The following is a 24,143-nucleotide window of genomic DNA, read 5'->3' on the forward strand; positions in this document are numbered from 1 at the left end:
TTTACCTTGTTATGAAGATTTTTTAGGGAGCACAGCGAATTGACCATGAAATGTAGCAGCAACTTTATCTCCACTATATAAGTTTGCCATAACTTGCATTTTAGCCTTTTTACCTTCTTTTAAAGAAGTTAACTCACCAATAACTTCCTCAAAGTCTAACTGGCAATGAGCTGTACCTTTAATAGGCGCTCGATATTTTATATCTGCATTGGCTAATACAATATCACCCTCCAGCTCAGCTTGCTTCAATTGTAAATATACCCAGCCCCAACCCGTTAAGGTTGCTAAGGTATAAATACTGCCAGCAAACATAGTCTGATGAAGATTTTTATTAAATGCAGGATCGCAATGAGTGATGAGTTTAGCTTTATCGTAATAGCTAATTTCAATATTCATTGCCTTACTCATCGGGATTGTATCATGCCATGTATTTTGTAATTCATTAACTAGCTCAGCATGATGATTATCATGAGCAGACAATGACTTTTGCATAGTAAAGTGCTGTATTTCATTAAATAACAAATGAGATTTATTTACTTGCAGATAGCCGAGCTTTTCATAAAAACCAACAGCTTTCTCTCTCGCTTCTAGTACAATTTGAGTTATACCCAACTGCTGCGCCAATGCCTCTAGTTCAACAACTAATTGTCGCCCTAAGCCTTGACCTGACGTAGTTTCAGAGACCGCCATGTAGCGGATTTTACCTTGATGTTGACCATTTCGTTCTAATCGCCCTACAGCTAACACTTCATCTTTACTGTTTATTATCATACGGTGATAGCTTTGTTCTTCTAGATCATCTTTTTCTGAACCAACAGGTTGCTGCCACGGCTCGCGGAGCATTTTCCATCTTAATTGATAATATTTAGTAAATTCAGCTGAGTTTTTAGGTGATCTACAACAATTCATTGGCTATTCTTACTCTATTAATAGAAAGGTATTTAAATGCAATTAGAAAAACATCTTGCTCAAGGGCATCTAGTGTATTTAAGCCAAGCTGATGATGCAATATCTGTCAGTGAAAATGCCTATTTTCGCTGGATGAGTTTCAGCAATGTAGTTCAAAGTGTTATGCATAAACGTAAGCCTTGGCAATTAACACTTCCTCACCAAACAGCCTTATTACTCCCGCTACTATTTTATCGACCAAGTCATATCCTACAGCTTGGGCTAGGTGGTGGTAACTTAGATCGCTACCTCACTCACCTGTCAACTGACATTTCATTAACCAGTGTTGAAATGAGCACCAAGGTTATCGAGTGTTTCAATCAATACTTTAACCCTGAAAATGCTAAGATAGATATTGTTAATAGTGATGGTTTACAGTGGCTTAAAACACAGGATGAGGAATTTTTTGATTGGATCATTTGTGATATTTATAAAGATGATTCATTACCCTTTTCAAACACGATTGAGCAGTTAGAGCAAATAACCAGTAAAATACATAAATACGCTTGCGCATCTATTAATTTACCCGACATCAGTGATGATGAAGTGAATTTAGCACTTACGGTGCTCCAGCAATTACTGCCTGAACATCAGCTAGTGTATTTTCATATCCCTAATTATTTAAATATTGTTATTCATTTATGCCCAGCTCATTGGCAAGTTGATAGCTTAGTTAAAAAGAATAAACAAAGTTATTTACCTAAGAAAGTGTATAAACGTTGGCGAAAATTCTGGTTTCATGGAAATCAGGTTAGTTAGACTTAGTAACTACGTCATTTACTTATATGTGTGTCCAAGATTTAACTCTTGCTGTACTTATCATATCGTCTTCTCCAAAACGATAAGCATAAAAAAACCCTACCACAAAAAGTGATAGGGTTTCTTAATAGTAACTTCGTTAGTTATTCAGCAATTAAGCTGTAGTAACTAGATCATTCACTGATATGTGTGTCTAAGATTTAACTCTTGCTGTACTTATCATATCGTCTTCTCCCATACGATAAGCATAAAAAAACCCTACCACAATAAGCGATAGGGTTTCTTAATAGTAACTTCGTTAGTTATTCAGCAATTAAGCTTTAGTTACTACGTCATTTACTTATATGTGTGTCCAAGATTTAACTCTTGCTGTACTTATCATATCGTCTTCTCCCATACGATAAGCATAAAAAAACCCTACCACAATAAGCGATAGGGTTTCTTAATAGTAACTTCGTTAGTTATTCAGCAATTAAGCTTTAGTAACTACGTCTACTAATGTCCAAGATTTACTCTTAGAAATAGGAGCACATTCACGAATTGTTACTACATCACCTTCGTTACATACGTTAGCTTCATCATGTGCTTTCAACTTAGTTGAACGCGTAATGAATTTACCGTACATAGGGTGCTTAACGCGACGTTCAATCTTAACAGTGATAGACTTATCCATTTTGTCACTGACAACAACGCCTTGTAGTGTGCGGATTTTGGCTTCGCTCATTACTTACCTGCCTTTTCAGTTATGATAGTCTTAACACGCGCGATATTACGGCGTACTTGTCTTAGCAAATGAGTTTGTGCTAATTGACCAGTGCTTGCTTGCATGCGGTAGTTAAACTGCTCGCGTAGAAGCTCTAGTAATTCAGCGTTAAGCTCTTCAATGCTTTTTGCTTTAAGTTCGCTAGCTTTCATTACATTACCGTCCTAGTTACGAAAGTTGTTTTGAACGGAAGTTTAGCAGCAGCTAAAGCAAAAGCTTCGCGCGCTAATTCTTCAGAAACACCTTCCATTTCATAAAGAACACGACCAGGTAGAATTTGGCAAACCCAATATTCTACTGAACCCTTACCTTTACCCATACGAACCTCAAGAGGTTTCTTAGTAATTGGCTTATCAGGGAATACACGTATCCAGATTTTACCTTGACGCTTAACATGACGAGTCATGGCACGACGAGCGGCTTCAATTTGACGCGCAGTCATACGACCACGTTCAACTGACTTTAAGCCGTAAGTACCGAAACTAACTGAACTACCAGTGTGCGATAAGCCACGGTTGCGCAGTTTCATTTGCTTACGGAATTTAGTACGTTTTGGTTGTAACATTACTGATTCCTCTTACTTAGGCTTACGGTTGTTCTTTCTTTTAGGCTTAGCAGCTGGTTGCTCTGCTTGTAATGGCATGTTGCCAATAATTTCGCCTTTAAAGATCCAAACTTTGATACCGATCGTACCGTAAGTTGTTTCGCCACGCGCAGTTGCGTAGTCGATATCAGCACGTAATGTATGTAAAGGTACACGACCTTCACGATACCATTCTGAACGTGCGATGTCAGCGCCGCCTAAACGACCACTAACTTCAACTTTGATACCCTTAGCACCTAAACGCATTGCATTTTGTACTGCGCGCTTCATAGCACGACGGAACATAACACGACGCTCTAACTGGCTACCAATGCTGTCAGCAACAAGCTGCGCATCCATTTCTGGCTTACGAACTTCAGCGATGTTGATTTGAGCAGGAACACCAGCAATTTTAGATACTGCTAAACGTAATTTTTCTACGTCTTCGCCTTTCTTACCGATAACAACACCTGGACGAGCCGTGTGAATTGTTACGCGGATAGATTTAGCTGGACGCTCAATAACTACTTTAGACAATGATGCTTTTTTAAGCTTCTCTTTTAAATATTCGCGAACCTTATGATCGCCGTCTAAATTGTTTGCATAGTCTTTGCTGCTTGCAAACCAAGTAGACGCGAAAGGCTTAGTGATACCTAAGCGAATACCGGTAGGATGTACTTTTTGACCCATACTAATATCTCCTAGCTATCAGACACAATCACAGTGATGTGACTTGTGCGCTTTATAATGCGATCGGCACGGCCTTTAGCACGTGGCATGATACGTTTCATTGTTGGACCATCGTCAACCATAATAGTTTTAACGAATAATTCATCAATGTCTGCACCTTCGTTATGCTCAGCGTTAGCAATTGCTGAATCAAGCACTTTTTTAACTAAAACAGCAGCTGATTTGTTGCTGTAAGTTAAAATTTCAAGTGCCTTTTCAACGTGCTCGCCACGGATTTGATCCGCAACTAAGCGTGCTTTTTGAGCAGAACCGCGGGCAAATTTATGTATAGCTTTAGCTTCCATTATAATTTCCCCTATTTCTTCGCTTTCTTATCAACGACATGGCCGCGATAAGTACGAGTTGGTGCAAATTCTCCTAATTTGTGACCGATCATTTCTTCGGTTACAAATACAGGAACGTGTTGACGGCCATTATGGACAGCTATGGTCAATCCGATCATGTTAGGGATGATCATTGAACGACGGGACCAAGTTTTAATTGGCTTTTTATTCCCGCTTTCCACCGCTTTCTCTACCTTCGTCAACAAGTGTAGGTCAATAAAAGGACCTTTCTTGAGGGAACGTGGCATGGTGATTCCTTAATATTTAGTTAATAGGTACTAATTACTTAGTACGACGACGTACGATAAATTTATCGGTACGCTTGTTCTTACGAGTCTTGTAACCCTTAGTTGGTACACCCCAAGGTGATACCGGGTGACGACCGCCAGATGTTTTACCTTCACCACCACCGTGTGGATGGTCAACTGGGTTCATAGCAACACCACGAACAGTTGGGCGAACACCGCGCCAGCGTGAAGCACCAGCTTTACCCAGAGAGCGAAGCATGTGTTCAGCGTTGCCGATTTCACCTAAAGTAGCACGACAATCTGCTTCGATTTTACGCATTTCGCCTGAACGAAGACGTAAAGTAACGTAAGCACCATCTTTCGCAACTAATTGTGCGTAAGTACCAGCAGCACGTGCGATTTGCGCGCCCTTGCCTGGCTTAAGTTCGATTGCGTGAACAACACTACCTAATGGCGTGTTGCGAAGTGGCATTGTGTTACCTGCTTTGATAGGCGCATCTACACCAGACTGGATCGTATCACCAGCTTTTAAGCCTTTAGGGGCTAAGATGTAACGACGCTCACCATCTGCATATAATACTAACGCGATGTTAGCACTACGGTTTGGATCATACTCCAAACGCTCTACTTTTGCAGGGATACCATCTTTAGTACGTTTAAAGTCGATCATACGGTAATGGTGCTTGTGACCACCACCAACGTGACGAACTGTAATACGACCAGTATTGTTACGACCACCTGATTTAGACTTAGTGTCTAATAGTGGTGCGTAAGGCTTACCTTTATGTAGGTCTTTGTTTACCACTTTAACTAGGTGACGACGACCCGGAGAAGTAGGTTTACATTTTACGATAGCCATTATTCTATCTCCTATTGCTCTGAGCCAACGAAGTCGATGTCGCTACCTTCAGCAAGAGTAACGTATGCTTTTTTCCAATCGCTTCTGCGACCAAAACGAGCACCAGTACGTTTTGTTTTACCCTTAACATTCAGTGTACGAACACCTTCAACAGAAACTTCAAAAAGTTTCTCAACAGCGGCTTTGATTTCAGCTTTAGTAGCAGTAGTAGCAACTTTGAAAACAACAGTGTTGTTTGCTTCAGCAGCCATTGTGCTCTTTTCAGAAATATTCGGTGCTAAAAGCACTTTTAACAAACGTTCTTCGCTTATCATGCTAAAATCCCCTCAATTTCTTTTACTGCATCAGCAGTGATTAAAACTTTTTCGAAACCAACTAAGCTAACTGGATCGATTGCTTGAACGTCTACAGCGTCAACTTTATATAAGTTACGTGCAGATAAGAACAAGTTCTCATCAACTTCTTTAGTTACAATTAAAACGTCTTTAAGCTCTAAACCTTTTAACTTAGCAACTAAGTCTTTAGTTTTAGGCGTTTCTACCGCAAAGTTTTCTACAACTACTAAACGCTCTTGACGTACTAGTTCAGAAAGGATGCTAGCAATAGCACCACGGTACATTTTACGGTTAACTTTTTGGCTGTGATCTTGAGGTTTAGCAGCGAATGTTACGCCACCAGAACGCCAGATTGGACCACGAGTAGTACCAGCACGTGCACGGCCAGTACCTTTTTGACGCCATGGCTTCTTGCCACCGCCGCTAACTTCTGAGCGAGTCTTTTGAGCACGAGTACCTTGACGAGCACCAGCTGCATATGCAACTACTACTTGGTGTACTAAAGCTTCATTAAACTCACGTCCAAAAGTTGCTTCAGAAACTTCAAGAGCACCTGATGCGTCTTTTAATGATAATTCCATCACAAAATCTCCTGGACTAAGCTTTAACAGCTGGTTTGATGATTACGTTACCGTTGATAGCACCCGGAACTGCACCTTTAACAAGTAGCAAGTTACGTTCTGCGTCAACGCGAACCAATTCTAAGTTCTGTGTAGTAGTCTTCACAGCACCCATGTGACCAGACATTTTTTTGCCTTTGAAAACACGACCTGGTGTTTGACACTGACCGATCGAACCGTTTGAACGGTGAGAGATCGAGTTACCGTGAGTAGCGTCTTGCATGCTGAAATTCCAGCGCTTGATACCACCTTGGAAACCTTTACCTTTTGAGGTGCCAGTAACGTCAACTAATTTAGTGTCATTGAATAACTCAACAGTGATTTCACTGCCTGCTTCAAGACCTTCACCTTCAGTTGCATTTAAACGGAATTCCCACAAGCCGCGGCCTGCTTCGATACCTGCTTTTGCGAAATGTCCAGCAGCTGGTTTGTTAACACGGTTAGCTTTTTTGCTGCCCGTAGTAACTTGTAGTGCTGAATAACCATCGTTATCTACAGTTTTAACCTGAGAAACACGGTTCGCTTCAACTTCTAGAACTGTAACAGGAGTAGAAACACCATCTTCAGTGAAGACACGAGTCATACCCACTTTACGTCCAACTAGACCTATAGTCATTGTTAAAACCCCCTATTAACCCAAGCTGATTTGAACGTCAACACCAGCTGCAAGATCTAAACGCATTAACGCGTCTACAGTCTTTTCAGTTGGTTCAACGATATCAATCATGCGTTTGTGAGTACGAATTTCGTACTGATCTCGCGCATCTTTGTTAACGTGTGGAGAAATCAAAACTGTGAAACGCTCTTTACGAGTAGGAAGTGGAATTGGACCACGAACCTGCGCGCCAGTACGCTTTGCAGTATCAACGATTTCTGCTGTAGATTGATCAATCAAACGATGATCGAACGCTTTCAAACGAATGCGAATTCTTTGATTTGACATGAAGACAAATCCCCTTTTAAAAGAACAAAAAAATACATCCCTCTGCTTCCTTATGTGCCGGAAGGGGGTGTATTGCTATATAACATTCAACTCAAAATTAGAGTTGCTGTAAAAATAGGTAATTAATTATTTCATTACCTAATCATTTGTAATTGCATTTTGCTGTTACAAATCACACTTAGTCAAGCCAAACGTGAGCGCGTATTATACATAGATAAAAAATTATTACAACTACCACCTAAGAATAAGCTAAAGACATGGTCAAAAATAAGCCCAACTGAATTATCTAAATTTAGTACTTAATAATTTATCTTGATTGCGAAAAACAATCACAAGAATTAGTAGCGAATAATAGCTCATGTATTCTTTCAAAGAAGAGTGATTATTAAGGAGTAGCTTCGCTACTTTTTTTTAATTTCTGCTAATTCGACCAAAGCCATTTATAATAAGCTAAAGCAGAATATACCTTTCACTTTTTTAAATACCTATATATAAGCAGAATCAGTACACTTTTTTAGCTATTTACTTTTATCTGACAAATTATTTGTCAATCTTCTACCGATCTTTGTCGAGTAATGATATACTCGCGCGCAAATTTTCAACAGTTCTGCTTTCTCATGCTTATATATAGCTATGCGTAATAAGCATGAGAAAGCAGAATAGACATTAACTAAGTAGAGTAATCTAATGGCAGATTTATCAAAATACAGAAACATTGGTATTTTCGCTCACGTTGATGCGGGTAAAACCACAACAACTGAACGTATCCTTAAACTAACCGGTAAAATTCATAAGACTGGTGAAGTACATGACGGTGAGTCAACAACTGACTTCATGGAACAAGAAGCTGAGCGCGGTATTACTATCCAGTCTGCTGCGACTACATGTTTCTGGAATGATCACCGCATGAACATCATCGATACTCCTGGTCACGTTGACTTCACTGTTGAAGTTTACCGTTCACTTAAAGTATTAGATGGTGGTGTTGGTGTTTTCTGTGGTTCTGGTGGTGTTGAGCCTCAGTCAGAAACTAACTGGCGTTACGCTAACGACTCAGAAGTAGCTCGTTTAATCATGGTTAACAAACTTGACCGTTTAGGTGCTAACTTCTACCGTGTTGTAGACCAAGTACGTAACGTATTAGGTGCTAATCCACTAGTAATGACTTTACCAATTGGTGAAGAAGACGGTTTTGTTGGTGTTGTAGACCTTCTTAGCGAAAAAGCTTACGTTTGGGATGACACTGGTCTTCCAGAAAACTACGAAATAACAGATATTCCAGCTGACTTAGTAGACAAAGCTGCAGAATACCGTGAAGAATTAATCGAAACTGCTTTAGAGCAAGACGATGACTTATTAGAAGCTTACATGGAAGGTGAAATGCCAACTATGGAGCAAATCAAAGCATGTATCCGTAAAGGTACACGTGATATGTCTTTCTTCCCAACTTACTGTGCTTCTGCATTTAAAAACAAAGGTATTCAATTAATTCTTGATGCTGTTGTTGATTACTTGCCTTCTCCTACAGAAGTTGATCCACAACCAATCACTGATGAAGCAGGCGAGCCAACTGGTGAAGTTGCAACTGTTTCTACTGATGGTCCTTTACGTGCGTTAGCATTTAAAATTATGGATGACCGTTTCGGTGCCCTTACCTTCGTTCGTATCTACTCAGGTACATTAAACAAAGGTGATACTATCCTTAACACATTCACTGGTAAAACTGAACGTGTTGGCCGTATGGTAGAAATGCACGCTGATGACCGTACTGAGCTTTCTTCTGCACAAGCAGGTGATATCTTAGCTATCGTTGGTATGAAGAACGTTCAAACTGGTCACACTTTATGTGATCCTAAGTTCCCAGCAACATTAGAGCCAATGGTATTCCCTGAGCCAGTAATCTCTATTTCTGTTAAGCCTAAAGATAAAGGTTCAACAGAGAAAATGGGTATTGCTATCGGTAAAATGGTTGCAGAAGATCCTACGTTTACTGTTGAAACTGACCAAGATTCAGGTGAGACAATCTTACGTGGTATGGGTGAGCTTCACTTAGATATTAAAGTAGATATCTTACGTCGTACATACGATGTTGATTTAGAAGTTGGTAAGCCACAAGTTGCATACCGTGAAACTATCACACAAGCAATCGAAGATTCTTACACGCATAAGAAACAATCTGGTGGTTCAGGTCAATTCGGTAAGATCGATTACCGTATCAAGCCAGGTGAACCAGGTTCAGGTTTCGTATTCTCATCAACAGTTGTTGGTGGTAACGTACCTAAAGAATTCTTCCCAGCTGTTGAGAAAGGCTTTAACTCTATGATGGAGACTGGTGTTCTTGCTGGCTTCCCTGTATTAGACGTTGAAGTTGAATTATTTGATGGTGGCTTCCACGCAGTTGATTCATCTGCAGTTGCTTTCGAAATCGCTGCTAAAGGCGCTTTCCGTCAATCAATTCCAAAAGCTGGTGCTCAGTTAATTGAACCAATCATGAAAGTTGATGTGTTTACTCCTGATGATCACGTTGGTGATGTTATCGGTGATTTAAACCGTCGTCGTGGTATGATCAAAGACCAAGAAGCTGGTACTTCTGGTGTTCGCATCAAAGCTGACGTACCTCTTTCAGAAATGTTCGGTTACATCGGACACTTACGTACAATCACTTCAGGTCGTGGTCAATTCTCTATGGAATTCTCACACTACATGCCGTGTCCACAAAACGTAGCTGACGAAGTAATTGCTGAAGTTAAAGCAGCAAACGAAGCTAAGAAGTAATTAATACTTTTAAGTAACTTCTAAAAAGGATGCCTCGGCATCCTTTTTTAATGCCTGAGAATTAATCATGCCCTGCGATTATATAGTTACATAGGAATTATCTAAGCTAACAAAGCAAGTGCCGTATCCACAAAACGCGGTGACGAAGTAATTGCTGAAGTTAAAGCAGCAAACGAAGCTAAGAAGTAATTAATACTTTTAAGTAACTTCTAAAAAGGATGCCTCGGCATCCTTTTTTAATGCCTGATAATTAATCATGCCCTGCGATTATATAGTTCCATAGGAATTCTCTCAGCTAACAAAGCAAGTGCCGTATCCACAAAACGCGGTGACGAAGTAATTGCTGAAGTTAAAGCAGCAAACAAAGCTAAGAAGTAATTAATACTTTTAAGTAACTTCTAAAAAGGATGCCTGAGAATTGATTCTGCCCTGCGATTTTATAATTCCACAGGAATTCTCTCAGCTAAGCTCTTATCACACACAACATCAGATGAAATAAAAAAAGGGTATGAGTCTTGGAAAGAAGATATGGGTGGCGCTATTCAAGCATCAGATATAGCTAGCACAGTGACTTTTGTTTATAGCCAACCTCAAAATGTGTGCATTAGGGAAATAGTAGTCGCTGCGACTAAACAACAGCCATAATACACTGACAGTTAATTTTATTCGATTTACTATTTTATTATGCTCATTATTCAGCGCTTTGTTGTAACTTATTCTGCTGCACAAGCTCTTGAATATGAGCAGGTATTTTTACAGACTGTCCTTTTGTAGGCCAATTATTGATTCCTGATACGGTTTCTGTATTTAATAAACGCTTAGTCACTTCTGGGTGAGTATGAAACACACTCAATACTTCTACGCCGCTTTGCTGACTTTCCTCTAACAAGACATTAAATAATTCAGAAGCGCCTTGCGTATTTCGGTAATATTCGTGTAAAACACGTAAAGCCTCATCATCTGCAGCTTGCTCTTGTGAGCGACTAAAGCCAAGAAAAGCAAATTGGCTAGTGCCAGAGAAAAGCCCTGAGACATCAGTATTACTTTGACCGCTCAATACCGCATACAACAAGGTAAATAATGCGCCTTTGCTAAGTGCTTTAACTGGGTGGCGTAACTTAACATGTACGATTTCATGGGCCAGCAACATAGCCAAGGCATTTTCACTAGGTAATTTTTCTAACAAACCTCTGAAAATGAAAATATTGCCACCTAATGTTGCCACACCATTAACAGTATCGCTATTAACATAATGAAGGGTAATCTCGACGTCATCTTCCAAGGCCATTAACGGCGTCATATCATCAGCGAGACGCTGTAAATAAGCTGCTACCTCATTTTGTTGTGTTGTAGGATTACCTTTGAACTGTTTAACCCAAGGCTCAGCTAACTCTTGTTCATAAGCAAATGGAATAAATTTGCTACTCCAATCAAGCAAACTCCCTAGCAAATAAATAGCTAGTATAATAATTGCGATAGCGCCAGAGGCAAGTAACGCAAACTCTTTGACAGGGTTTGCGTTACTGTAGTTTATACCTTCAGGTATTTTAGGGTTACGGTAAATCATAAATACCAGTGCAGTACAATTAGCACAAAAATAACAGCTAAACTAATCATTTGAAAACCCTCCTTGATTGACTCGACTAATTGCAGTGCCATAAGCCAGTACTTCCACTGAACCTATGTTACCTGCAGCATTTTTTGAAATAGAGGCAGTCTCTAATTTGATATTAAAAATACGATCGGCATTTAAGCTTCGCGCCTCTTCCTTCATCCGTAAAATAGCCTCTCTTCGTGCTCTATCGAGCAATGTTTCATACGAAGTAACCCTACCACCAAAGATAGTACGTAGTAAGGCTAAAAAACGTTTAAAATAATCTACTGAAATAACCACACTACCCGTCACCAACATACCTGGCTTGGCACTATCTTCAGCTGTAGTCACTTTACTGGCTATAGATAAAACATCTCGATACTCTTCTTCACGCTGCCTTATCGAATGAAAGTGTCTTTTCTCAGCATGACGACCAAAGAAGTAACCCAATAATAATAAGAGTATCGATATACCGATTTCAAATTGAAATTGTCCCATGGGCTACCTCAAAATAACTGCACTACCATAGGCGAATAATTCAGCCGCCCCTTGTGTCACTGATGAGGTTGAAAACCTTACATTTACCACCGCATTTGCACCAACAGCCTGAGCCTGCTGCTTCATACGCTCAACGGCTTCTTCACGAGCCTCTTGGAGCAATTCGGTATAACCAACAAGTTCGCCACCAAAAATATTCTTAATACCAGCCATAAGGTCACGCCCTACATGTTTACTACGCACTGTACTGCCTTGTACCAAACCTAAATGTTGGGTGATTTCTTTTCCCGGTATGATTTCTAAATTACTAATTAACATATAACGTTCCTCAACATCCATTTCATTAATACGATTGTTTTGCTAATTACATTATATTGCATGACATAATATGTCAAAGAAATTATTAATCAACTTGTTTCAAATTATTTTCCCCATAAAAAAAGCCGATATAAAATATCGGCTTTTAAATTATCTCAGTAAACTTATTACTTAAGCATTTTGCTCACGTTCAATGGCGCGATATGCAATGTCAGTTCTAAACTCAACACCTTGCCAAGTAATTTGGTGTAATAATTCATAAGCTGCTTTTTGCGCTTCAGTGACACTATTACCTAACGCGGTAGCACAAAGTACACGACCACCTGCAGTAACCACCTCACCTGCATCATTTAATGCTGTACCTGCATGGAAGGTTTTAGCTGAATCGTTAGTATTAGTATTTAAGCCAGAAATCACATCGCCTTTAGGGTAACTTGCTGGGTAACCTTGAGCCGCTAATACAACACCAACGGCAGCACGACTATCAAACTCTGCAGTTACTTTATCTAACTCACCACGTGTCGCTGCTATACAAAGTTCAACTAAGTCTGATTGTAAACGCATCATAATCGGCTGTGTTTCAGGATCACCAAAACGACAATTATATTCAATCACATTTGGTGTACCATCAGCTGCAATCATTAAACCAGCGTATAAGAATCCTGAGTAAGGTGCTTCTTCTGATGCCATACCTTCAACTGTTGGCATAATGACTTCGGCCATAATACGGTTATGAATTTCTGGCGTTACCACAGGCGCTGGTGAATAAGCGCCCATGCCACCAGTGTTAGGACCTAAGTCTCCATTTAAAGCTCGTTTGTGATCTTGGCTTGTTGCCATAGGTAATACATTTTTACCGTCTACCATCACAATAAAGCTGGCTTCTTCACCTTCAAGAAACTCTTCAATCACAACACTATGCCCTGCTTCACCAAAGGCATTACCTGCTAGCATATCTTTGATTGCATCTTCAGCTTCTTCAAGCGTTAAAGCAACAATAACGCCTTTACCCGCTGCTAAGCCATCTGCTTTAACAACAATAGGTGCACCTTGTTCGCGAACATAAGCCAGTGCTTCATCTACATCAGTAAAGTTTGCATAGCTTCCTGTAGGAATTTTATGACGCGCTAAAAAATCTTTAGTGAAAGACTTAGAGCCTTCAAGTTGTGCCGCTTTTGCGCTTGGGCCGAAAATAGCTAAACCTTGAGCTTGAAATGCATCAACTACACCATCAACAAGTGGCTGCTCTGGGCCAACAATAGTTAAAGCAATGTCTTCTTTTTGAGCAAAAGCTACTAAACCTTCTAAATCACCAACGCTAATGGCAACATTTTCTAATTTAGTTTCAGTTGATGTACCAGCATTACCCGGCGCTACAAAGACTTTGCTTACTTGAGACGATTGTGCCGCTTTCCACGCCAGTGCATGTTCACGACCACCACTACCAATAACTAAAATGTTCATTTAATTTTCCTATTTTTACCCAAGCTATTAAGTTTTACTTACTTTTGGGTTTAACAAATTTTAAAGTCATACGATCGCTTTCGCCAATCGCTAAATATTTTTCTTTATCTTTATCTTTATCACCTAAAGCTAAACGAGGCGGTAATGTCCATACCCCTTTCGGATGTAACGCCGTATCTTTCGAGTTAGCATTTACTTCACTTGAACCTGCGAATCTAAATCCGGCCGCTTTAGCTTGTTTGATGGTTTTCGCTTCTGATACATAACCACGTGATTTTTCAGCATCACCACCTGCTGGTAATCTGTGCTCTACTACACCTAGAACGCCACCTGGTTTTAATGCGTTATAAGCATCTTTAAATACTTGCTCTACACCTGCATCTTTCCAGTTGTGGAGATTTCTGAAAGTTAGCACTAAATCAGCACTGCCTTGAGGCGCTAATTCACTTTGCTTACGTGGTACAAAATCGGTTAAAACTACTTCACTGAACACTACGTTTGAAGCAAGTTTCTTTTCTAATTTTTTACGTGAATTACTGTAGTAATTATCTTCACCGGTATCAGGGTAATGTGCGCCATATAATTTACCCGTGCCTTTAAGGGCAGGAGCTAATATTTCAGTATACCAACCACCACCAGGTGTTATTTCTACTACTGTCATGTTTGAATTAAAACCAAAGAAACTTAAAGTTTCTACAGGGTTACGATATTGATCACGTGCTTTATTATCAGCTGAGCGATGTTCACCTGCTACCGCTTTCTCAAGCTTGGCATCGTGTTGAGCATGCGCAGCAGCATTTAAACTAATTAATGCTCCACATGTTAATGTCGCTGAGATAAGAAGAGATTTTAAGTTGTTCTTTTTTAATAACATAACTATTTCCATTGTTGAGTTTTTAACCAAAATTACACCTATAAACCAGATGTAGTATTGAGGTTTTTAATTTCAACCAACATTTATAGCAGATTTTAAATAAAGAAACAGTGCTGTTCACCGTGAACTAGGGCACTGTTTAAGCTAATTTGTAACAAGATTTCTTCAAACAATAGAAATACTTGTATACATGAACGCCATATTCAAAATAAGTAACCGCATACTAGCTAAACTACTCATTCTTAAAAACGCTCTAACTTATTAGCCTCAGAGCGAATCATTATTAATAAAGATTTTATAAGTTGAAAGGCTTAAATTTAAAGGTAAAAGCGCGGAGCGTATGACTATACGTGAGCACTTTTAACGAATAAATTTAACCTCTAAACAATAAAAATCAACTCCAATCAATGATAGTTTTTTAAGTTATAGGGTTTAAAAAACAAACGATAAGCACGGAGCGTATGACTATACGTGAGTACTTATCGTGCAGAGTTTTAGCCCTATAACGACAAAAACTGAAATTAATGGCGGAAGTGGCGCATTCCGGTAAATACCATAGCAATGTTATGCTCGTCTGCGGCGGCAATAACTTCATCATCACGCATTGAACCACCTGGCTGAATTACTGCTGTAATACCTGCTTCAGCAGCTGCATCTAGACCATCACGGAATGGGAAGAATGCATCCGATGCCATCACTGAACCTTTTACTTCTAGGTTTTCATCAGCGGCTTTAATTCCAGCAACTTTTGCTGAGTAAACACGGCTCATTTGGCCTGCACCAACACCAATGGTCATGCTGTTTTTAACATAAACAATCGCGTTAGACTTAACGTATTTAGCAACTTTCCAGCAAAATTGTAAATCACGCATTTCTTCTTCTGAAGGCTGACGCTTAGTTACTACTTTTAAATCATCGCTTGCAACTTTACCTTGATCGCGGTCTTGTAATAACAAACCACCATTTACACGTTTGTAGTCTAAACCTGTGGTTTGGTTATCCCACTGACCACATTCTAATAAACGTACATTTGGCTTAGCTGCAACAATTTGAGCCGCTGCATCAGAAATGCTTGGTGCAATAATCACTTCAACAAATTGACGAGAAACAATCGCTTCAGCAGTATCTGCATCTAACTCACGGTTGAACGCGATAATGCCACCAAAAGCAGAAGTTGGGTCAGTTTTAAAAGCACTTTCATATGCGGCTAAAATATTATCGCCAATTGCCACGCCACAAGGGTTTGCATGCTTAACAATAACACAAGCCGCTTCATCAAATTCTTTAACACATTCTAATGCAGCGTCTGTATCAGCAATGTTGTTATAAGATAATGCTTTACCTTGAATTTGCTTGGCAGTAGATACTGATGCTTCTGTTGGGTTAGCTTCAACATAGAATGCAGCATCTTGATGAGAGTTTTCACCGTAACGTAAGTCTTGCGATTTAACAAATTGGCTGTTAAAGGTACGTGGGAATTTGGCTTTTTCTTCAAATGAAGGAGTTGCTTCATTGTCACCGTATGCTGGTAACATTTTACCAAAGTAGTTAGCAATCATACCATCGTAGCTTGCTGTGTGCTCGTAAGCAGCAATGGCTAAATCAAAACGTGTTTTGTAATTTAATGAATCATCGTTTGCATCCATTTCAGCAATAACACGATCATAATCACCCGCGTTTACAATAATGGTTACGTCTTTATGATTTTTCGCGGCTGCGCGAACCATTGTAGGACCACCAATATCGATGTTTTCAATAGCGTTTTCTAACGTACAGTTTTCATCGCTTACTGCGTTAGCAAATGGGTAAAGGTTAACCACAACCATATCAATCGCGCTAATGTTGTTTTCGCTCATTACTGCTTCATCAGTACCGCGACGAGCTAAAATACCACCATGTACTTTAGGGTGTAATGTTTTAACACGACCATCCATAATTTCAGGATGACCTGTGTAATCTGACACTTCAGTTACTTTAATGCCATTTTCAGCTAATAATTTTGCTGTGCCACCAGTAGAAAGAAGATCAACACCTTTGTCGCTTAAGCTTTTAGCAAATTCAACAATACCTGTTTTATCAGATACACTTAATAGTGCGCGTTTGATTGGACGTGGATTATCCATTTTTTATTTACCTTTTAATGTTTAAATACTAATTCTTTTTTGCTTTGATTTAGTTCATTTAATTAGGGCTTATAACCATAAAACACAAAGCATATAAACGATAAAAGCACCCGAGGGTGCTTTTATGTTAAAAAGTCGATATTAGTTCATACCGTATTTTTTTAATTTCTTACGTAATGTTCCGCGGTTAATACCTAACAAGTTAGCCGCACGCGTTTGGTTACCGCGAGTATACTTCATTACTTCTTCAAGCATAGGCGCTTCAATTTCACTTAATACAAGGTCATACATATCATCAACATCGTTACCATTTAATTGTGATAAGTAGTTGCTGATAGCTATTTTAGCTTGAGTACGCAATGGTGAAGTTTTAGTTTGCGTTTGAATATCGCCAGTAATAAATGGAGAAGAAACATTTTGTTCGAACATATGATATAACTCTTTGTAAATTAAATAATTGTAAAAAATAAATAATCTTTACTTGGCTACAAACCTGTAAAGCTATCTAAGAATAAGTTAAGGGCGTCAAGCTGTTCACTTTCCGTCTCTAACCCATTAAATTTTGCTCTAAACACTTTGCCTTGGTCCTCAGTAAAAGACTCACTAAACCCCTCGTTTAACGCTGAGAGTGTTTGTATATACCAAGACACATGTTTACGGGCGAATCTCACACCCTTAAAATCACCGTAAAACTGATGCAACTCATTTACATGAGCTAACAAAATGGCACGTACTTCATCCAATGAAGGGGTTTTCAACTTATTGCCCGTTGCTAAGAAATGATTAATTTCTCTAAAAAACCACGGACGACCTTGAGCACCTCGACCAATCATAATGGCATCAGCTTGGGTATGGTTTAGTACCTGTTCGGCTTTTTCAACCGTGGTAATATCACCATTAGCCACCACCGGAATTGAAACTGCCTGCTTAATTGCCTTGATTGTGTCGTATTCCGCATGACCTTTATAAAAGTCATTTCGGGTTCGACCATGTACTGCCAAAGAAGCAATACCGTTATCTTGCGCAATTTTTGCTATTTCAATGCCGTTACGGCTATTTTCGCACCAACCTGTACGAATTTTTAACGTCACCGGTATATCTACCGCTTGCACCACAGACTTAACAATTGCTTCAACCTGTGCTGGCTCTTTTAATAACGCAGAACCCGCTAACTTCTTATTTACCTTTTTTGCTGGGCATCCCATATTAATATCAATAATTTGGGCACCACTTTGTGCATTAACTTTCGCAGCAAAGGCCATTTCTTCAGGACAACTACCCGCTATTTGTACTGAGCGGATGCCTGCCTCTTTGCTATGCACCATACGTTGCTTAGATTTGTCGGTATTCCAAACTTTAGGATTAGACGACATCATTTCTGATACAGCTAAACCTGCACCTAATTGACAACATAATTGTCTAAAAGGTTGATCAGTAATACCCGCCATTGGCGCAAGCATTACCTGACTATTTAATTGATACGGACCTATCTTCACACTGATGCTTTTTTGAGCTACTCGTCAAAAGGGCGCTAAGTTTACGTGTTTTTTTTTCAATTGAAAAGCATAGAATTTGAACAATTTTTAACTTTTTTCCACTTTTTAATATTGACATTTGCCAAACTTTTAAAGTGACCACAAAACGTACAATTACTTTACAAATATGTTGACATTAGTCACAAAAAAGTCTTTCAAGTATTTGCTCGAAATATACGCTGTACTGTGGCAAGGTAAAGGGATTGAGCATTTACAATAACTTAATAAAAAACAATAATATTATGCATACTCCACTACAATTACCCATTACAAATATTTATGGAAAAGGCGACTACAGTGTTGTAGTTCACTTAGGTAGCGAGCAAGCACCCGTTAATTTGCTGCTTGATACTGGCAGTAGCACGCTAGTAGTAAAAGAAGGGGTTTACCAAACAAAGCATGACAAGCAATTAACCCCTTCGGCTATTGCCCAAGAAGTTAACTACGGTATTGGCGGTTGGAATGGCCCAGTTATTAAAAGCGGCATTACCTTAAGTAATTACGATTTAGCCAATAAAAGCAAAGTTGGATCTGAGCAAATCACCTTAACTAAAGGCGATATTGCCGTTGTATCAGGTAAACAACAGGTTGCAACCTTTGGTGATGCCGATGGCATATTAGGCTTAGCGTATCACCACCTTAATAAAGGCTTTAACTTAACAAGTTATTTTACCCAGCAAAACATAAGCCCAGCTACGACCTACCCATGGCCCTTTAGCGATGCAAGCGAAACCTCTCCAACAAGTACCGACTTAAACGCCTTTAAAAAATTTTTATGGCAATATCCAGAACACGATATTGTGCCTTATTTTACTGAACTTGAAGAAGAACACTTAGTTGCCAACAAGTTCGCCTTTTATAGCAAACGCTCCAGCATATTCGTCGATGAAGCCAATAAAGACATTAATATTGCCACTAGTCCAATAGCAGACATAGAACCACTAATGCAACTATCCGAGAACCAAGGCGCATTAATACTTGGTGGTGGTGAAGAACAAACAGATTTATATCAAGGTGAATTTCAAAGCATTCAAGTGGAGCACGATGTTTATTACAACGTTGAACTTGTCTCGGTACAAGTGGGTGATAAGCCAGTTATAAAAGCTGAGCCTTTAGAACAAAGCCATGTAAAAAGCTATTTTACCAATGCCATTATTGATACTGGCGCAGGCGCGATAGTGTTAACTGCTACAATATATGAGCAAGTAATACGCGATTTAATTGCTATCAACCCAAGTTATGAAGCGTTACTAACTCCTTTCAAAGATTATAAAGAACAGTACACAGGAGTCGATGCTAGCTTGATAGAATTAGATAAGTGGCCAACCATTTACTTTAATTTTGTTAGCAATTCCAGCAACGCAAACGGTGAAGGCCACATAGATAATGAAGAAAAGCCAACAATACAGTTAGCTTGTACACCACAAACCTATTGGCAACTGAATTGCCCTACTTTTGGTAGAGCAAGCCTCAAATTATTAAGTCAGTTACCCCAATGGCCAAACCAATCCATTATTGGATTACCGCTATTGAATAACTACTATGTTGTATTTGATCGCAGTGAAGATACAAATGGCGTGATTAAGTTTGCAAAGCAAAAATAAGAAATAAGCTGTGTTAACTTATCACTTTAATAAGAATCTGATAAGTTAGCTCAAAATGAATAACAAATGAAAATAATGGAAAATAAGTATGTCAGGTAATTTAACGTGTGTCGGTACTGGCATGACCTTAGGTGCTCATGTTAGCCCTATCGCATTAAGCCATATTGAACATGCTGATGTGGTTTTCTCATTAATGGCTAATGGTTTCGCACAAAAATGGTTAGAAGGTATTAACGATAACGTGCATAGCCTACAACACTTCTACGAAGAGGGTAAAAACCGCAATATTACCTACAACGAAATGGTTGATACCATTTTAGACGCCGTACGAGAAGGTAAAAAAGTCGTCGCTGCTTTTTATGGTCACCCCGGCGTATTTGCTTGTGTTGCCCATCGCGCCATTAGAAAAGCCAAATTAGAAGAGCTACCTGCCACCATGGAGCCGGGTATATCAGCAGAAGACTGCCTTTATGCTGATTTAGGCATAGATCCTGGCAATACTGGTTGTGCACATTTTGAAACCAGCCAATTCATGTTTTATAAGCGTAAAGTTGATAATTCAGCCCATTTAATTTTATGGCAAGTAGCCTTAGCAGGTGATAAATCCTTAGGCAAGTTCTCAACAGGCAAAGCCTATCGCCAAGTCTTAGTAGACTTGCTACTAGAGCACTACCCTGCTGACCATGAAGTTATATTATATGAAGCTAAAGGCATAGCTATAGATACCATGCGTGCCGACAAAATTGCCTTAACAGAACTGGTTGATGCTGAGTTACACATGCACACCACCATGGTGGTTCCGCCAAGTAGAAAAATGCAGCCTAATGAAGAGGTGCTCGCTAGGTTGGCGCAAATAGATAAAAAAGAAGAGCGCGCTAAAAGTGGGCCTAAACTAACATTAGTGCTATAGCCTACAACGGTATAGATTTAAACTAAGAAAATTATGCATAGTTTTACCACCGAACGATTACTAATTCGTCCTTTCATACCTGATGATGAGGAGCTGTACTGTCAATTATTCACTGATGAAAAAATCATGAGGAACTCTGGCGGTGTTATTAAATTAGAGCAAACTAAGAAGAACTTTGCTAACTCGCTAAAAGCGATTGAAAAAAAGAAAAAAGCAGTACTTAATTGGGCAATAATTGAAAAAGAAAGTCTTGAACCAATAGGCTTTCAAGCCTTGTCATGGCTAAAGCCTAGTCACTCCCCGAAACCCAACAAAGAAGATATAAACCAAGTGGAAATTGGCATTATGTTGCTAACAAAAGCAAACGGAAAGCAATACCCAGAAGAGGCCATGGGGGCTTTAATGGAGTATGCTTTTAATTACCAAAACATTGATAGAATCAACGCATTTTATGCCAACAAGAATCTCGCCACCAAGCGTTTTTTAAAAAAATTACAGTTTACTTTTGAGGACGAACTACAACCCACAACAACTAAAAATAGTTATCAATACTTTGATAAACCCCAATGGCAGCAACGGTTAATCACTAAAGTTTTTGACTAACACTCTATCTATTATTTATAAAAAGTTATTCAAGTGTTGATAACGACATGAAAATTAGTGCTCAGAAAAACACATTGCTAATGCAAGACATAATCTGCTACTTTTAATTCTCTAAAAAATAGTGGCTCAGTTTTGTAACTCTCTAAACTACAAGTTGAAACTTAATAATTAAAATGGAGTAAACCTATGAACAAAGTAATAGAAATTTTAACAGAAATGGCTCAGAATGCATCAGCAGATATAGAACAATTAGCCGCTCAAGTGAGTTCTGAACAGGCTGAAGCAATTATCAATAAAGATATTACGGCACTTGAACGCCAATTAGATATTTGCCCCGATATTAAGTGCTTTCTAATACCTGCTGAAGATGAAGAACCAAGCAAAAAAGAGGAAGAGAAAGAAGAAGAATCTGATGTAAAGTCAGTTGTTAGCTTCTAAATATTAATATGATTTATAGCAATAAGTTCCTCATAATTTTTTTATTTGCATATTTATTGCTCTTCTCAATAACAGGCTTCACTGAAAGCATTTCAATCAAGTTAGAAGAGGCAGATAACGTTAAAAGTAGTAACCCTTCAAAGTTCTCAGAATTGTTAAGCTCATTGGAAGAACAAAAAAAACTCCTAGATAATGAACAAAGGTATTACTTGCGATACCTGCAAGCATATCAACTTGCCTTTTCAGGAAAAACCGAAAAATCTAAAACAATCCTTAAAGAAATATTAGGATCAGAGGCAAGTGAGACAATAAAGTTTAGATCTCGCTTAACACTTATAAATTTTTACGCATATAACAGAAACTGGGCTGATGGTTTATCTAATTTAACTGTACTCCTAGAAGAGCTCCCTAAAATCAATAACGAGCAATATCAAAATGACGGATTAGCTTTAGCTGCAATGTTTTATAATCAAATCGGTCAGTATTCTTTAGGGTTAACTTACGCAAATCAACTAGAAAAACAAACAAAAGATGCACGACAAAATTGTTTAGCTAAAATGTTTAAGTTTGAGTCAATTTTTTACACTACAGACTTAAAAGTTGATCCTATAGAAATTGAATCCGCTATAAATGCTTGTAATAAAGAGCCTATCGCGGCAAATTTACTACGTACATATGTTGCTGAAATGCATATTCAAGATGAGCAGCTTGAACATGCCAACACCTTATTATTAAAGTATATTCATGAAGTTGAATCAGTAAAGTATGTTAGGTTAATTGTAAGGTTTTACTCACTAATTGCTGAGACATACTTTAAACAAAGTGACTTTGAGAAAAGCGCTTATTACTCAAACAAAACCATTGAAAAAGCCGTTAATATTCCGACTACTCAAGGTGTTATCAATTCATATAAATTTCTCTATCATATAGCGAAAAAGCAAAGCGACTTTTCTGCATCACTACTTGCCCATGAAAAATACTCTCAATTAAATCAATCTTATATAGATGAAATAACAGCCAAGCACTTTGCATATCAACTTGCAGAGCATAAATCATTTGAACAACAAAGTAAGATAAGCTTACTTAATGAAAAAAATACTCTATTAGAAACAAAACAAGCTCTATCAGAAGCCGAAGTAGCCAATACCCGTTTAATCATTATGGTGTTGATTATCAGTCTGCTGTTATTCATCTTTTGGGCTGGTCGCTTATACAAAGCACACAAACGTATAAAAGAATTGGCTGAGTTTGACGCCTTAACAGGAATATTCAATCGTGGTCATTTTACCCAAGTGGCAACAAGTACGTTACGTTATTGTAAAAGTGCTGAACAAGATTTGAGTGTGATTATGTTCGATTTAGATTACTTTAAATCAATCAACGATAACTATGGTCACGCTACAGGCGATTGGGCGTTAAAAGAAACCATTAAAGTATGCCAAAATGTGGGACGTAAAAATGATATCTTTGCTCGGTTAGGCGGTGAAGAATTTTGTATTTTATTACCCAGCTGCCATATTCGTAGTGCAGCTTTAGTTGCTGAACATTGTAGAAGCGCCATCGAAGATATTGTTACTGAAGCTTCTGGGCATGACTTTAAAATAACCGCTAGCTTTGGCATCACAGATGCTAAGACCTCAGGGTTTGAGTTAGAAAAACTCCTTGCTGATGCCGATGAAGCTGCATATGATTCAAAAAAATCTGGAAGAAACCGCATTACCGTGTTTACGGTAGAAGAAGAACCAGAACAAAAGCAGCTAGACAGTTCATGGAGTATCACTTAACGCTAATCATCTTTGACCTTAATAAATGAACAGGTTTAACCATTACATACCTTGCTTGAAAAACACATTGCTAATAGCTGCTAATTTCTGCTAATTTAAACCTCCATATAACATTAGTACATTAATGTAACTCGTTAAGCGGTAAGTTAAAATTTAACAATAAAAATCGGAGTAAACCCTATGAGTGAAGCCATTCAAGTGTTAGTTGGCTTAGCAAGCAATGCCACGTTAAATAACCAAGATAATATTACCACTATGCTTGCAGAAGCAGACATTAGCTTAGAGCAAGAGAAAGCTATAAAAGCCAAAGATGCTAAGCGATTACTAGATGCTTCTGATGAGATTTCAAAAATTAAGTTTTTTATTCCAATTGCTCCTGCGGAAGATGACGAGCCTGAGGAAAGCAATGAAGAAGAAACTGAAACCAATAACCTACTAGCAATTATTGGTTAATTATATATAAAATGAAATTTATCAGCATGACCTCATACT

General features: G+C 38.7%; 28 protein-coding genes. 8 read left to right on the plus strand and 20 right to left on the minus strand.

Features of this window, described 5'->3' with window-relative positions; genetic code table 11:
- Window positions 1–9 precede the first annotated feature (9 nt).
- Entirely contained in the window at window positions 10–909 is a 900-nt protein-coding gene (locus EPA86_RS09985; protein ID WP_140603302.1) for a bifunctional GNAT family N-acetyltransferase/hotdog fold thioesterase, read from the minus strand.
- Between the two features lie 36 nt (window positions 910–945).
- On the opposite strand from EPA86_RS09985, the gene EPA86_RS09990 reads away from it, so the two are divergent.
- Window positions 946–1,707: a spermine/spermidine synthase domain-containing protein gene (locus EPA86_RS09990; RefSeq protein ID WP_140603303.1), complete on the plus strand. Its 762-nt coding sequence runs from the start codon at window positions 946–948 to the stop codon at window positions 1,705–1,707.
- 472 nt (window positions 1,708–2,179) lie between these two features.
- On the opposite strand, the gene rpsQ is transcribed toward EPA86_RS09990, so the two are convergent.
- From rpsQ to rpsJ, 11 genes are read right to left on the minus strand one after another with little or no spacing between them, the layout of a single operon-like run.
- On the minus strand, window positions 2,180–2,431 hold the full coding sequence (rpsQ, locus tag EPA86_RS09995; RefSeq protein ID WP_140603304.1) for a 30S ribosomal protein S17: 252 nt from the start codon (window positions 2,429–2,431) through the stop codon (window positions 2,180–2,182).
- Complete coding sequence (gene rpmC, locus EPA86_RS10000) at window positions 2,431–2,622, minus strand: 50S ribosomal protein L29 (protein ID WP_118958499.1); 192 nt, start codon at window positions 2,620–2,622, stop codon at window positions 2,431–2,433. Before rpmC ends, rpsQ begins: the two co-directional genes overlap by 1 nt.
- Entirely contained in the window at window positions 2,622–3,035 is a 414-nt protein-coding gene (gene rplP / locus EPA86_RS10005) for a 50S ribosomal protein L16 (RefSeq protein WP_118958500.1), read from the minus strand. The genes rpmC and rplP overlap by 1 nt, the downstream gene beginning before the upstream one ends.
- A 12-nt stretch (window positions 3,036–3,047) precedes the next feature.
- A complete protein-coding gene (rpsC, locus tag EPA86_RS10010; protein ID WP_118958501.1) occupies window positions 3,048–3,743 on the minus strand; it encodes a 30S ribosomal protein S3 in 696 nt (231 codons plus the stop codon).
- A gap of 11 nt (window positions 3,744–3,754) precedes the next feature.
- The gene (gene rplV, locus EPA86_RS10015) at window positions 3,755–4,087 is read right to left on the minus strand and encodes a 50S ribosomal protein L22 (protein WP_118958502.1); all 333 of its coding nucleotides are present in this window, start codon (window positions 4,085–4,087) and stop codon (window positions 3,755–3,757) included.
- Between the two features lie 11 nt (window positions 4,088–4,098).
- Entirely contained in the window at window positions 4,099–4,374 is a 276-nt protein-coding gene (gene rpsS / locus EPA86_RS10020; protein WP_118958503.1) for a 30S ribosomal protein S19, read from the minus strand.
- Between the two features lie 34 nt (window positions 4,375–4,408).
- Window positions 4,409–5,233 carry a 50S ribosomal protein L2 gene (gene rplB, locus EPA86_RS10025; protein ID WP_140603305.1) on the minus strand — a complete coding sequence of 275 codons (825 nt, stop codon included), beginning with the start codon at window positions 5,231–5,233 and terminating at the stop codon, window positions 4,409–4,411.
- A gap of 11 nt (window positions 5,234–5,244) precedes the next feature.
- Entirely contained in the window at window positions 5,245–5,547 is a 303-nt protein-coding gene (rplW, locus tag EPA86_RS10030) for a 50S ribosomal protein L23 (protein ID WP_130601358.1), read from the minus strand.
- Window positions 5,544–6,149 (minus strand): 50S ribosomal protein L4, encoded by a 606-nt coding sequence (gene rplD / locus EPA86_RS10035; RefSeq protein ID WP_118958506.1) that lies wholly within the window; start codon window positions 6,147–6,149, stop codon window positions 5,544–5,546. The genes rplW and rplD overlap by 4 nt, the downstream gene beginning before the upstream one ends.
- Window positions 6,150–6,165: 16 nt before the next feature.
- On the minus strand, window positions 6,166–6,804 hold the full coding sequence (rplC, locus tag EPA86_RS10040; protein ID WP_140603306.1) for a 50S ribosomal protein L3: 639 nt from the start codon (window positions 6,802–6,804) through the stop codon (window positions 6,166–6,168).
- A gap of 15 nt (window positions 6,805–6,819) precedes the next feature.
- Window positions 6,820–7,131 (minus strand): 30S ribosomal protein S10, encoded by a 312-nt coding sequence (rpsJ, locus tag EPA86_RS10045; protein ID WP_044833274.1) that lies wholly within the window; start codon window positions 7,129–7,131, stop codon window positions 6,820–6,822.
- 687 nt (window positions 7,132–7,818) lie between these two features.
- On the opposite strand from rpsJ, the gene fusA reads away from it, so the two are divergent.
- Window positions 7,819–9,906 carry an elongation factor G gene (fusA, locus tag EPA86_RS10050; RefSeq protein ID WP_140603307.1) on the plus strand — a complete coding sequence of 696 codons (2,088 nt, stop codon included), beginning with the start codon at window positions 7,819–7,821 and terminating at the stop codon, window positions 9,904–9,906.
- Window positions 9,907–10,597: 691 nt separating this feature from the next.
- On the opposite strand, the gene EPA86_RS10060 is transcribed toward fusA, so the two are convergent.
- From EPA86_RS10060 to dusB, 8 genes are all read right to left on the minus strand, one after another.
- Entirely contained in the window at window positions 10,598–11,473 is an 876-nt protein-coding gene (locus tag EPA86_RS10060) for a M48 family metallopeptidase (RefSeq protein WP_140603308.1), read from the minus strand.
- 42 nt (window positions 11,474–11,515) lie between these two features.
- Window positions 11,516–11,998, minus strand: a complete 483-nt coding sequence (locus tag EPA86_RS10065) for a YbjQ family protein (protein WP_140603309.1) — start codon at window positions 11,996–11,998, stop codon at window positions 11,516–11,518.
- A 3-nt stretch (window positions 11,999–12,001) separates the two neighbouring features.
- Window positions 12,002–12,316: a YbjQ family protein gene (locus EPA86_RS10070; protein WP_140603310.1), complete on the minus strand. Its 315-nt coding sequence runs from the start codon at window positions 12,314–12,316 to the stop codon at window positions 12,002–12,004.
- A gap of 171 nt (window positions 12,317–12,487) precedes the next feature.
- Complete coding sequence (gene purD, locus EPA86_RS10075) at window positions 12,488–13,780, minus strand: phosphoribosylamine--glycine ligase (RefSeq protein WP_140603311.1); 1,293 nt, start codon at window positions 13,778–13,780, stop codon at window positions 12,488–12,490.
- Window positions 13,781–13,814: 34 nt separating this feature from the next.
- A complete protein-coding gene (locus EPA86_RS10080; RefSeq protein WP_140603312.1) occupies window positions 13,815–14,654 on the minus strand; it encodes a class I SAM-dependent methyltransferase in 840 nt (279 codons plus the stop codon).
- A gap of 521 nt (window positions 14,655–15,175) precedes the next feature.
- Window positions 15,176–16,777, minus strand: coding sequence for a bifunctional phosphoribosylaminoimidazolecarboxamide formyltransferase/IMP cyclohydrolase (purH, locus tag EPA86_RS10085; protein ID WP_140603313.1), 1,602 nt, complete (start codon window positions 16,775–16,777; stop codon window positions 15,176–15,178).
- Window positions 16,778–16,918: 141 nt separating this feature from the next.
- A complete protein-coding gene (gene fis, locus EPA86_RS10090; RefSeq protein ID WP_118958520.1) occupies window positions 16,919–17,206 on the minus strand; it encodes a DNA-binding transcriptional regulator Fis in 288 nt (95 codons plus the stop codon).
- A gap of 56 nt (window positions 17,207–17,262) precedes the next feature.
- Window positions 17,263–18,273 carry a tRNA dihydrouridine synthase DusB gene (gene dusB / locus EPA86_RS10095; protein WP_140603314.1) on the minus strand — a complete coding sequence of 337 codons (1,011 nt, stop codon included), beginning with the start codon at window positions 18,271–18,273 and terminating at the stop codon, window positions 17,263–17,265.
- Between the two features lie 242 nt (window positions 18,274–18,515).
- Here dusB and EPA86_RS10100 point away from each other — a divergent pair, with 242 nt between their 5' ends.
- The 6 genes from EPA86_RS10100 (at window position 18,516) to EPA86_RS10125 (ending at window position 24,104) form a co-directional block, all read left to right on the plus strand.
- A complete protein-coding gene (locus EPA86_RS10100) occupies window positions 18,516–19,916 on the plus strand; it encodes a pepsin-like aspartic protease (RefSeq protein ID WP_140603315.1) in 1,401 nt (466 codons plus the stop codon).
- Window positions 19,917–20,004: 88 nt separating this feature from the next.
- Window positions 20,005–20,826, plus strand: a complete 822-nt coding sequence (locus EPA86_RS10105; protein ID WP_140603316.1) for an SAM-dependent methyltransferase — start codon at window positions 20,005–20,007, stop codon at window positions 20,824–20,826.
- Window positions 20,827–20,859: 33 nt separating this feature from the next.
- On the plus strand, window positions 20,860–21,429 hold the full coding sequence (locus EPA86_RS10110; protein ID WP_140603317.1) for a GNAT family N-acetyltransferase: 570 nt from the start codon (window positions 20,860–20,862) through the stop codon (window positions 21,427–21,429).
- Window positions 21,430–21,615: 186 nt separating this feature from the next.
- Entirely contained in the window at window positions 21,616–21,867 is a 252-nt protein-coding gene (locus EPA86_RS10115; RefSeq protein WP_140603318.1) for a hypothetical protein, read from the plus strand.
- Window positions 21,868–21,923: 56 nt separating this feature from the next.
- Window positions 21,924–23,651 (plus strand): GGDEF domain-containing protein, encoded by a 1,728-nt coding sequence (locus tag EPA86_RS10120; RefSeq protein ID WP_170309620.1) that lies wholly within the window; start codon window positions 21,924–21,926, stop codon window positions 23,649–23,651.
- Between the two features lie 180 nt (window positions 23,652–23,831).
- Window positions 23,832–24,104, plus strand: coding sequence for a hypothetical protein (locus EPA86_RS10125; RefSeq protein WP_140603320.1), 273 nt, complete (start codon window positions 23,832–23,834; stop codon window positions 24,102–24,104).
- Window positions 24,105–24,143 lie beyond the last annotated feature (39 nt).

The sequence above is a fragment of the Litorilituus lipolyticus genome (genome assembly GCF_006439335.1).
Taxonomy (GTDB): domain Bacteria; phylum Pseudomonadota; class Gammaproteobacteria; order Enterobacterales; family Alteromonadaceae; genus Colwellia; species Colwellia lipolytica.

Excerpts from the sequence above, each read along its gene's own strand:
- EPA86_RS09985 (WP_140603302.1), bottom strand. The coding sequence starts at position 909 with ATGAATTGTTGTAGATCACCTAAAAACTCAGCTGAATTTACTAAATAT.
- EPA86_RS09990 (WP_140603303.1), top strand. The coding sequence starts at position 946 with ATGCAATTAGAAAAACATCTTGCTCAAGGGCATCTAGTGTATTTAAGC.
- rpsQ (WP_140603304.1), bottom strand. The coding sequence starts at position 2,431 with ATGAGCGAAGCCAAAATCCGCACACTACAAGGCGTTGTTGTCAGTGAC.
- rpmC (WP_118958499.1), bottom strand. The coding sequence starts at position 2,622 with ATGAAAGCTAGCGAACTTAAAGCAAAAAGCATTGAAGAGCTTAACGCT.
- rplP (WP_118958500.1), bottom strand. The coding sequence starts at position 3,035 with ATGTTACAACCAAAACGTACTAAATTCCGTAAGCAAATGAAACTGCGC.
- rpsC (WP_118958501.1), bottom strand. The coding sequence starts at position 3,743 with ATGGGTCAAAAAGTACATCCTACCGGTATTCGCTTAGGTATCACTAAG.
- rplV (WP_118958502.1), bottom strand. The coding sequence starts at position 4,087 with ATGGAAGCTAAAGCTATACATAAATTTGCCCGCGGTTCTGCTCAAAAA.
- rpsS (WP_118958503.1), bottom strand. The coding sequence starts at position 4,374 with ATGCCACGTTCCCTCAAGAAAGGTCCTTTTATTGACCTACACTTGTTG.
- rplB (WP_140603305.1), bottom strand. The coding sequence starts at position 5,233 with ATGGCTATCGTAAAATGTAAACCTACTTCTCCGGGTCGTCGTCACCTA.
- rplW (WP_130601358.1), bottom strand. The coding sequence starts at position 5,547 with ATGATAAGCGAAGAACGTTTGTTAAAAGTGCTTTTAGCACCGAATATT.
- rplD (WP_118958506.1), bottom strand. The coding sequence starts at position 6,149 with ATGGAATTATCATTAAAAGACGCATCAGGTGCTCTTGAAGTTTCTGAA.
- rplC (WP_140603306.1), bottom strand. The coding sequence starts at position 6,804 with ATGACTATAGGTCTAGTTGGACGTAAAGTGGGTATGACTCGTGTCTTC.
- rpsJ (WP_044833274.1), bottom strand. The coding sequence starts at position 7,131 with ATGTCAAATCAAAGAATTCGCATTCGTTTGAAAGCGTTCGATCATCGT.
- fusA (WP_140603307.1), top strand. The coding sequence starts at position 7,819 with ATGGCAGATTTATCAAAATACAGAAACATTGGTATTTTCGCTCACGTT.
- EPA86_RS10060 (WP_140603308.1), bottom strand. The coding sequence starts at position 11,473 with ATGATTTACCGTAACCCTAAAATACCTGAAGGTATAAACTACAGTAAC.
- EPA86_RS10065 (WP_140603309.1), bottom strand. The coding sequence starts at position 11,998 with ATGGGACAATTTCAATTTGAAATCGGTATATCGATACTCTTATTATTA.
- EPA86_RS10070 (WP_140603310.1), bottom strand. The coding sequence starts at position 12,316 with ATGTTAATTAGTAATTTAGAAATCATACCGGGAAAAGAAATCACCCAA.
- purD (WP_140603311.1), bottom strand. The coding sequence starts at position 13,780 with ATGAACATTTTAGTTATTGGTAGTGGTGGTCGTGAACATGCACTGGCG.
- EPA86_RS10080 (WP_140603312.1), bottom strand. The coding sequence starts at position 14,654 with ATGTTATTAAAAAAGAACAACTTAAAATCTCTTCTTATCTCAGCGACA.
- purH (WP_140603313.1), bottom strand. The coding sequence starts at position 16,777 with ATGGATAATCCACGTCCAATCAAACGCGCACTATTAAGTGTATCTGAT.
- fis (WP_118958520.1), bottom strand. The coding sequence starts at position 17,206 with ATGTTCGAACAAAATGTTTCTTCTCCATTTATTACTGGCGATATTCAA.
- EPA86_RS10105 (WP_140603316.1), top strand. The coding sequence starts at position 20,005 with ATGTCAGGTAATTTAACGTGTGTCGGTACTGGCATGACCTTAGGTGCT.
- EPA86_RS10110 (WP_140603317.1), top strand. The coding sequence starts at position 20,860 with ATGCATAGTTTTACCACCGAACGATTACTAATTCGTCCTTTCATACCT.
- EPA86_RS10115 (WP_140603318.1), top strand. The coding sequence starts at position 21,616 with ATGAACAAAGTAATAGAAATTTTAACAGAAATGGCTCAGAATGCATCA.
- EPA86_RS10125 (WP_140603320.1), top strand. The coding sequence starts at position 23,832 with ATGAGTGAAGCCATTCAAGTGTTAGTTGGCTTAGCAAGCAATGCCACG.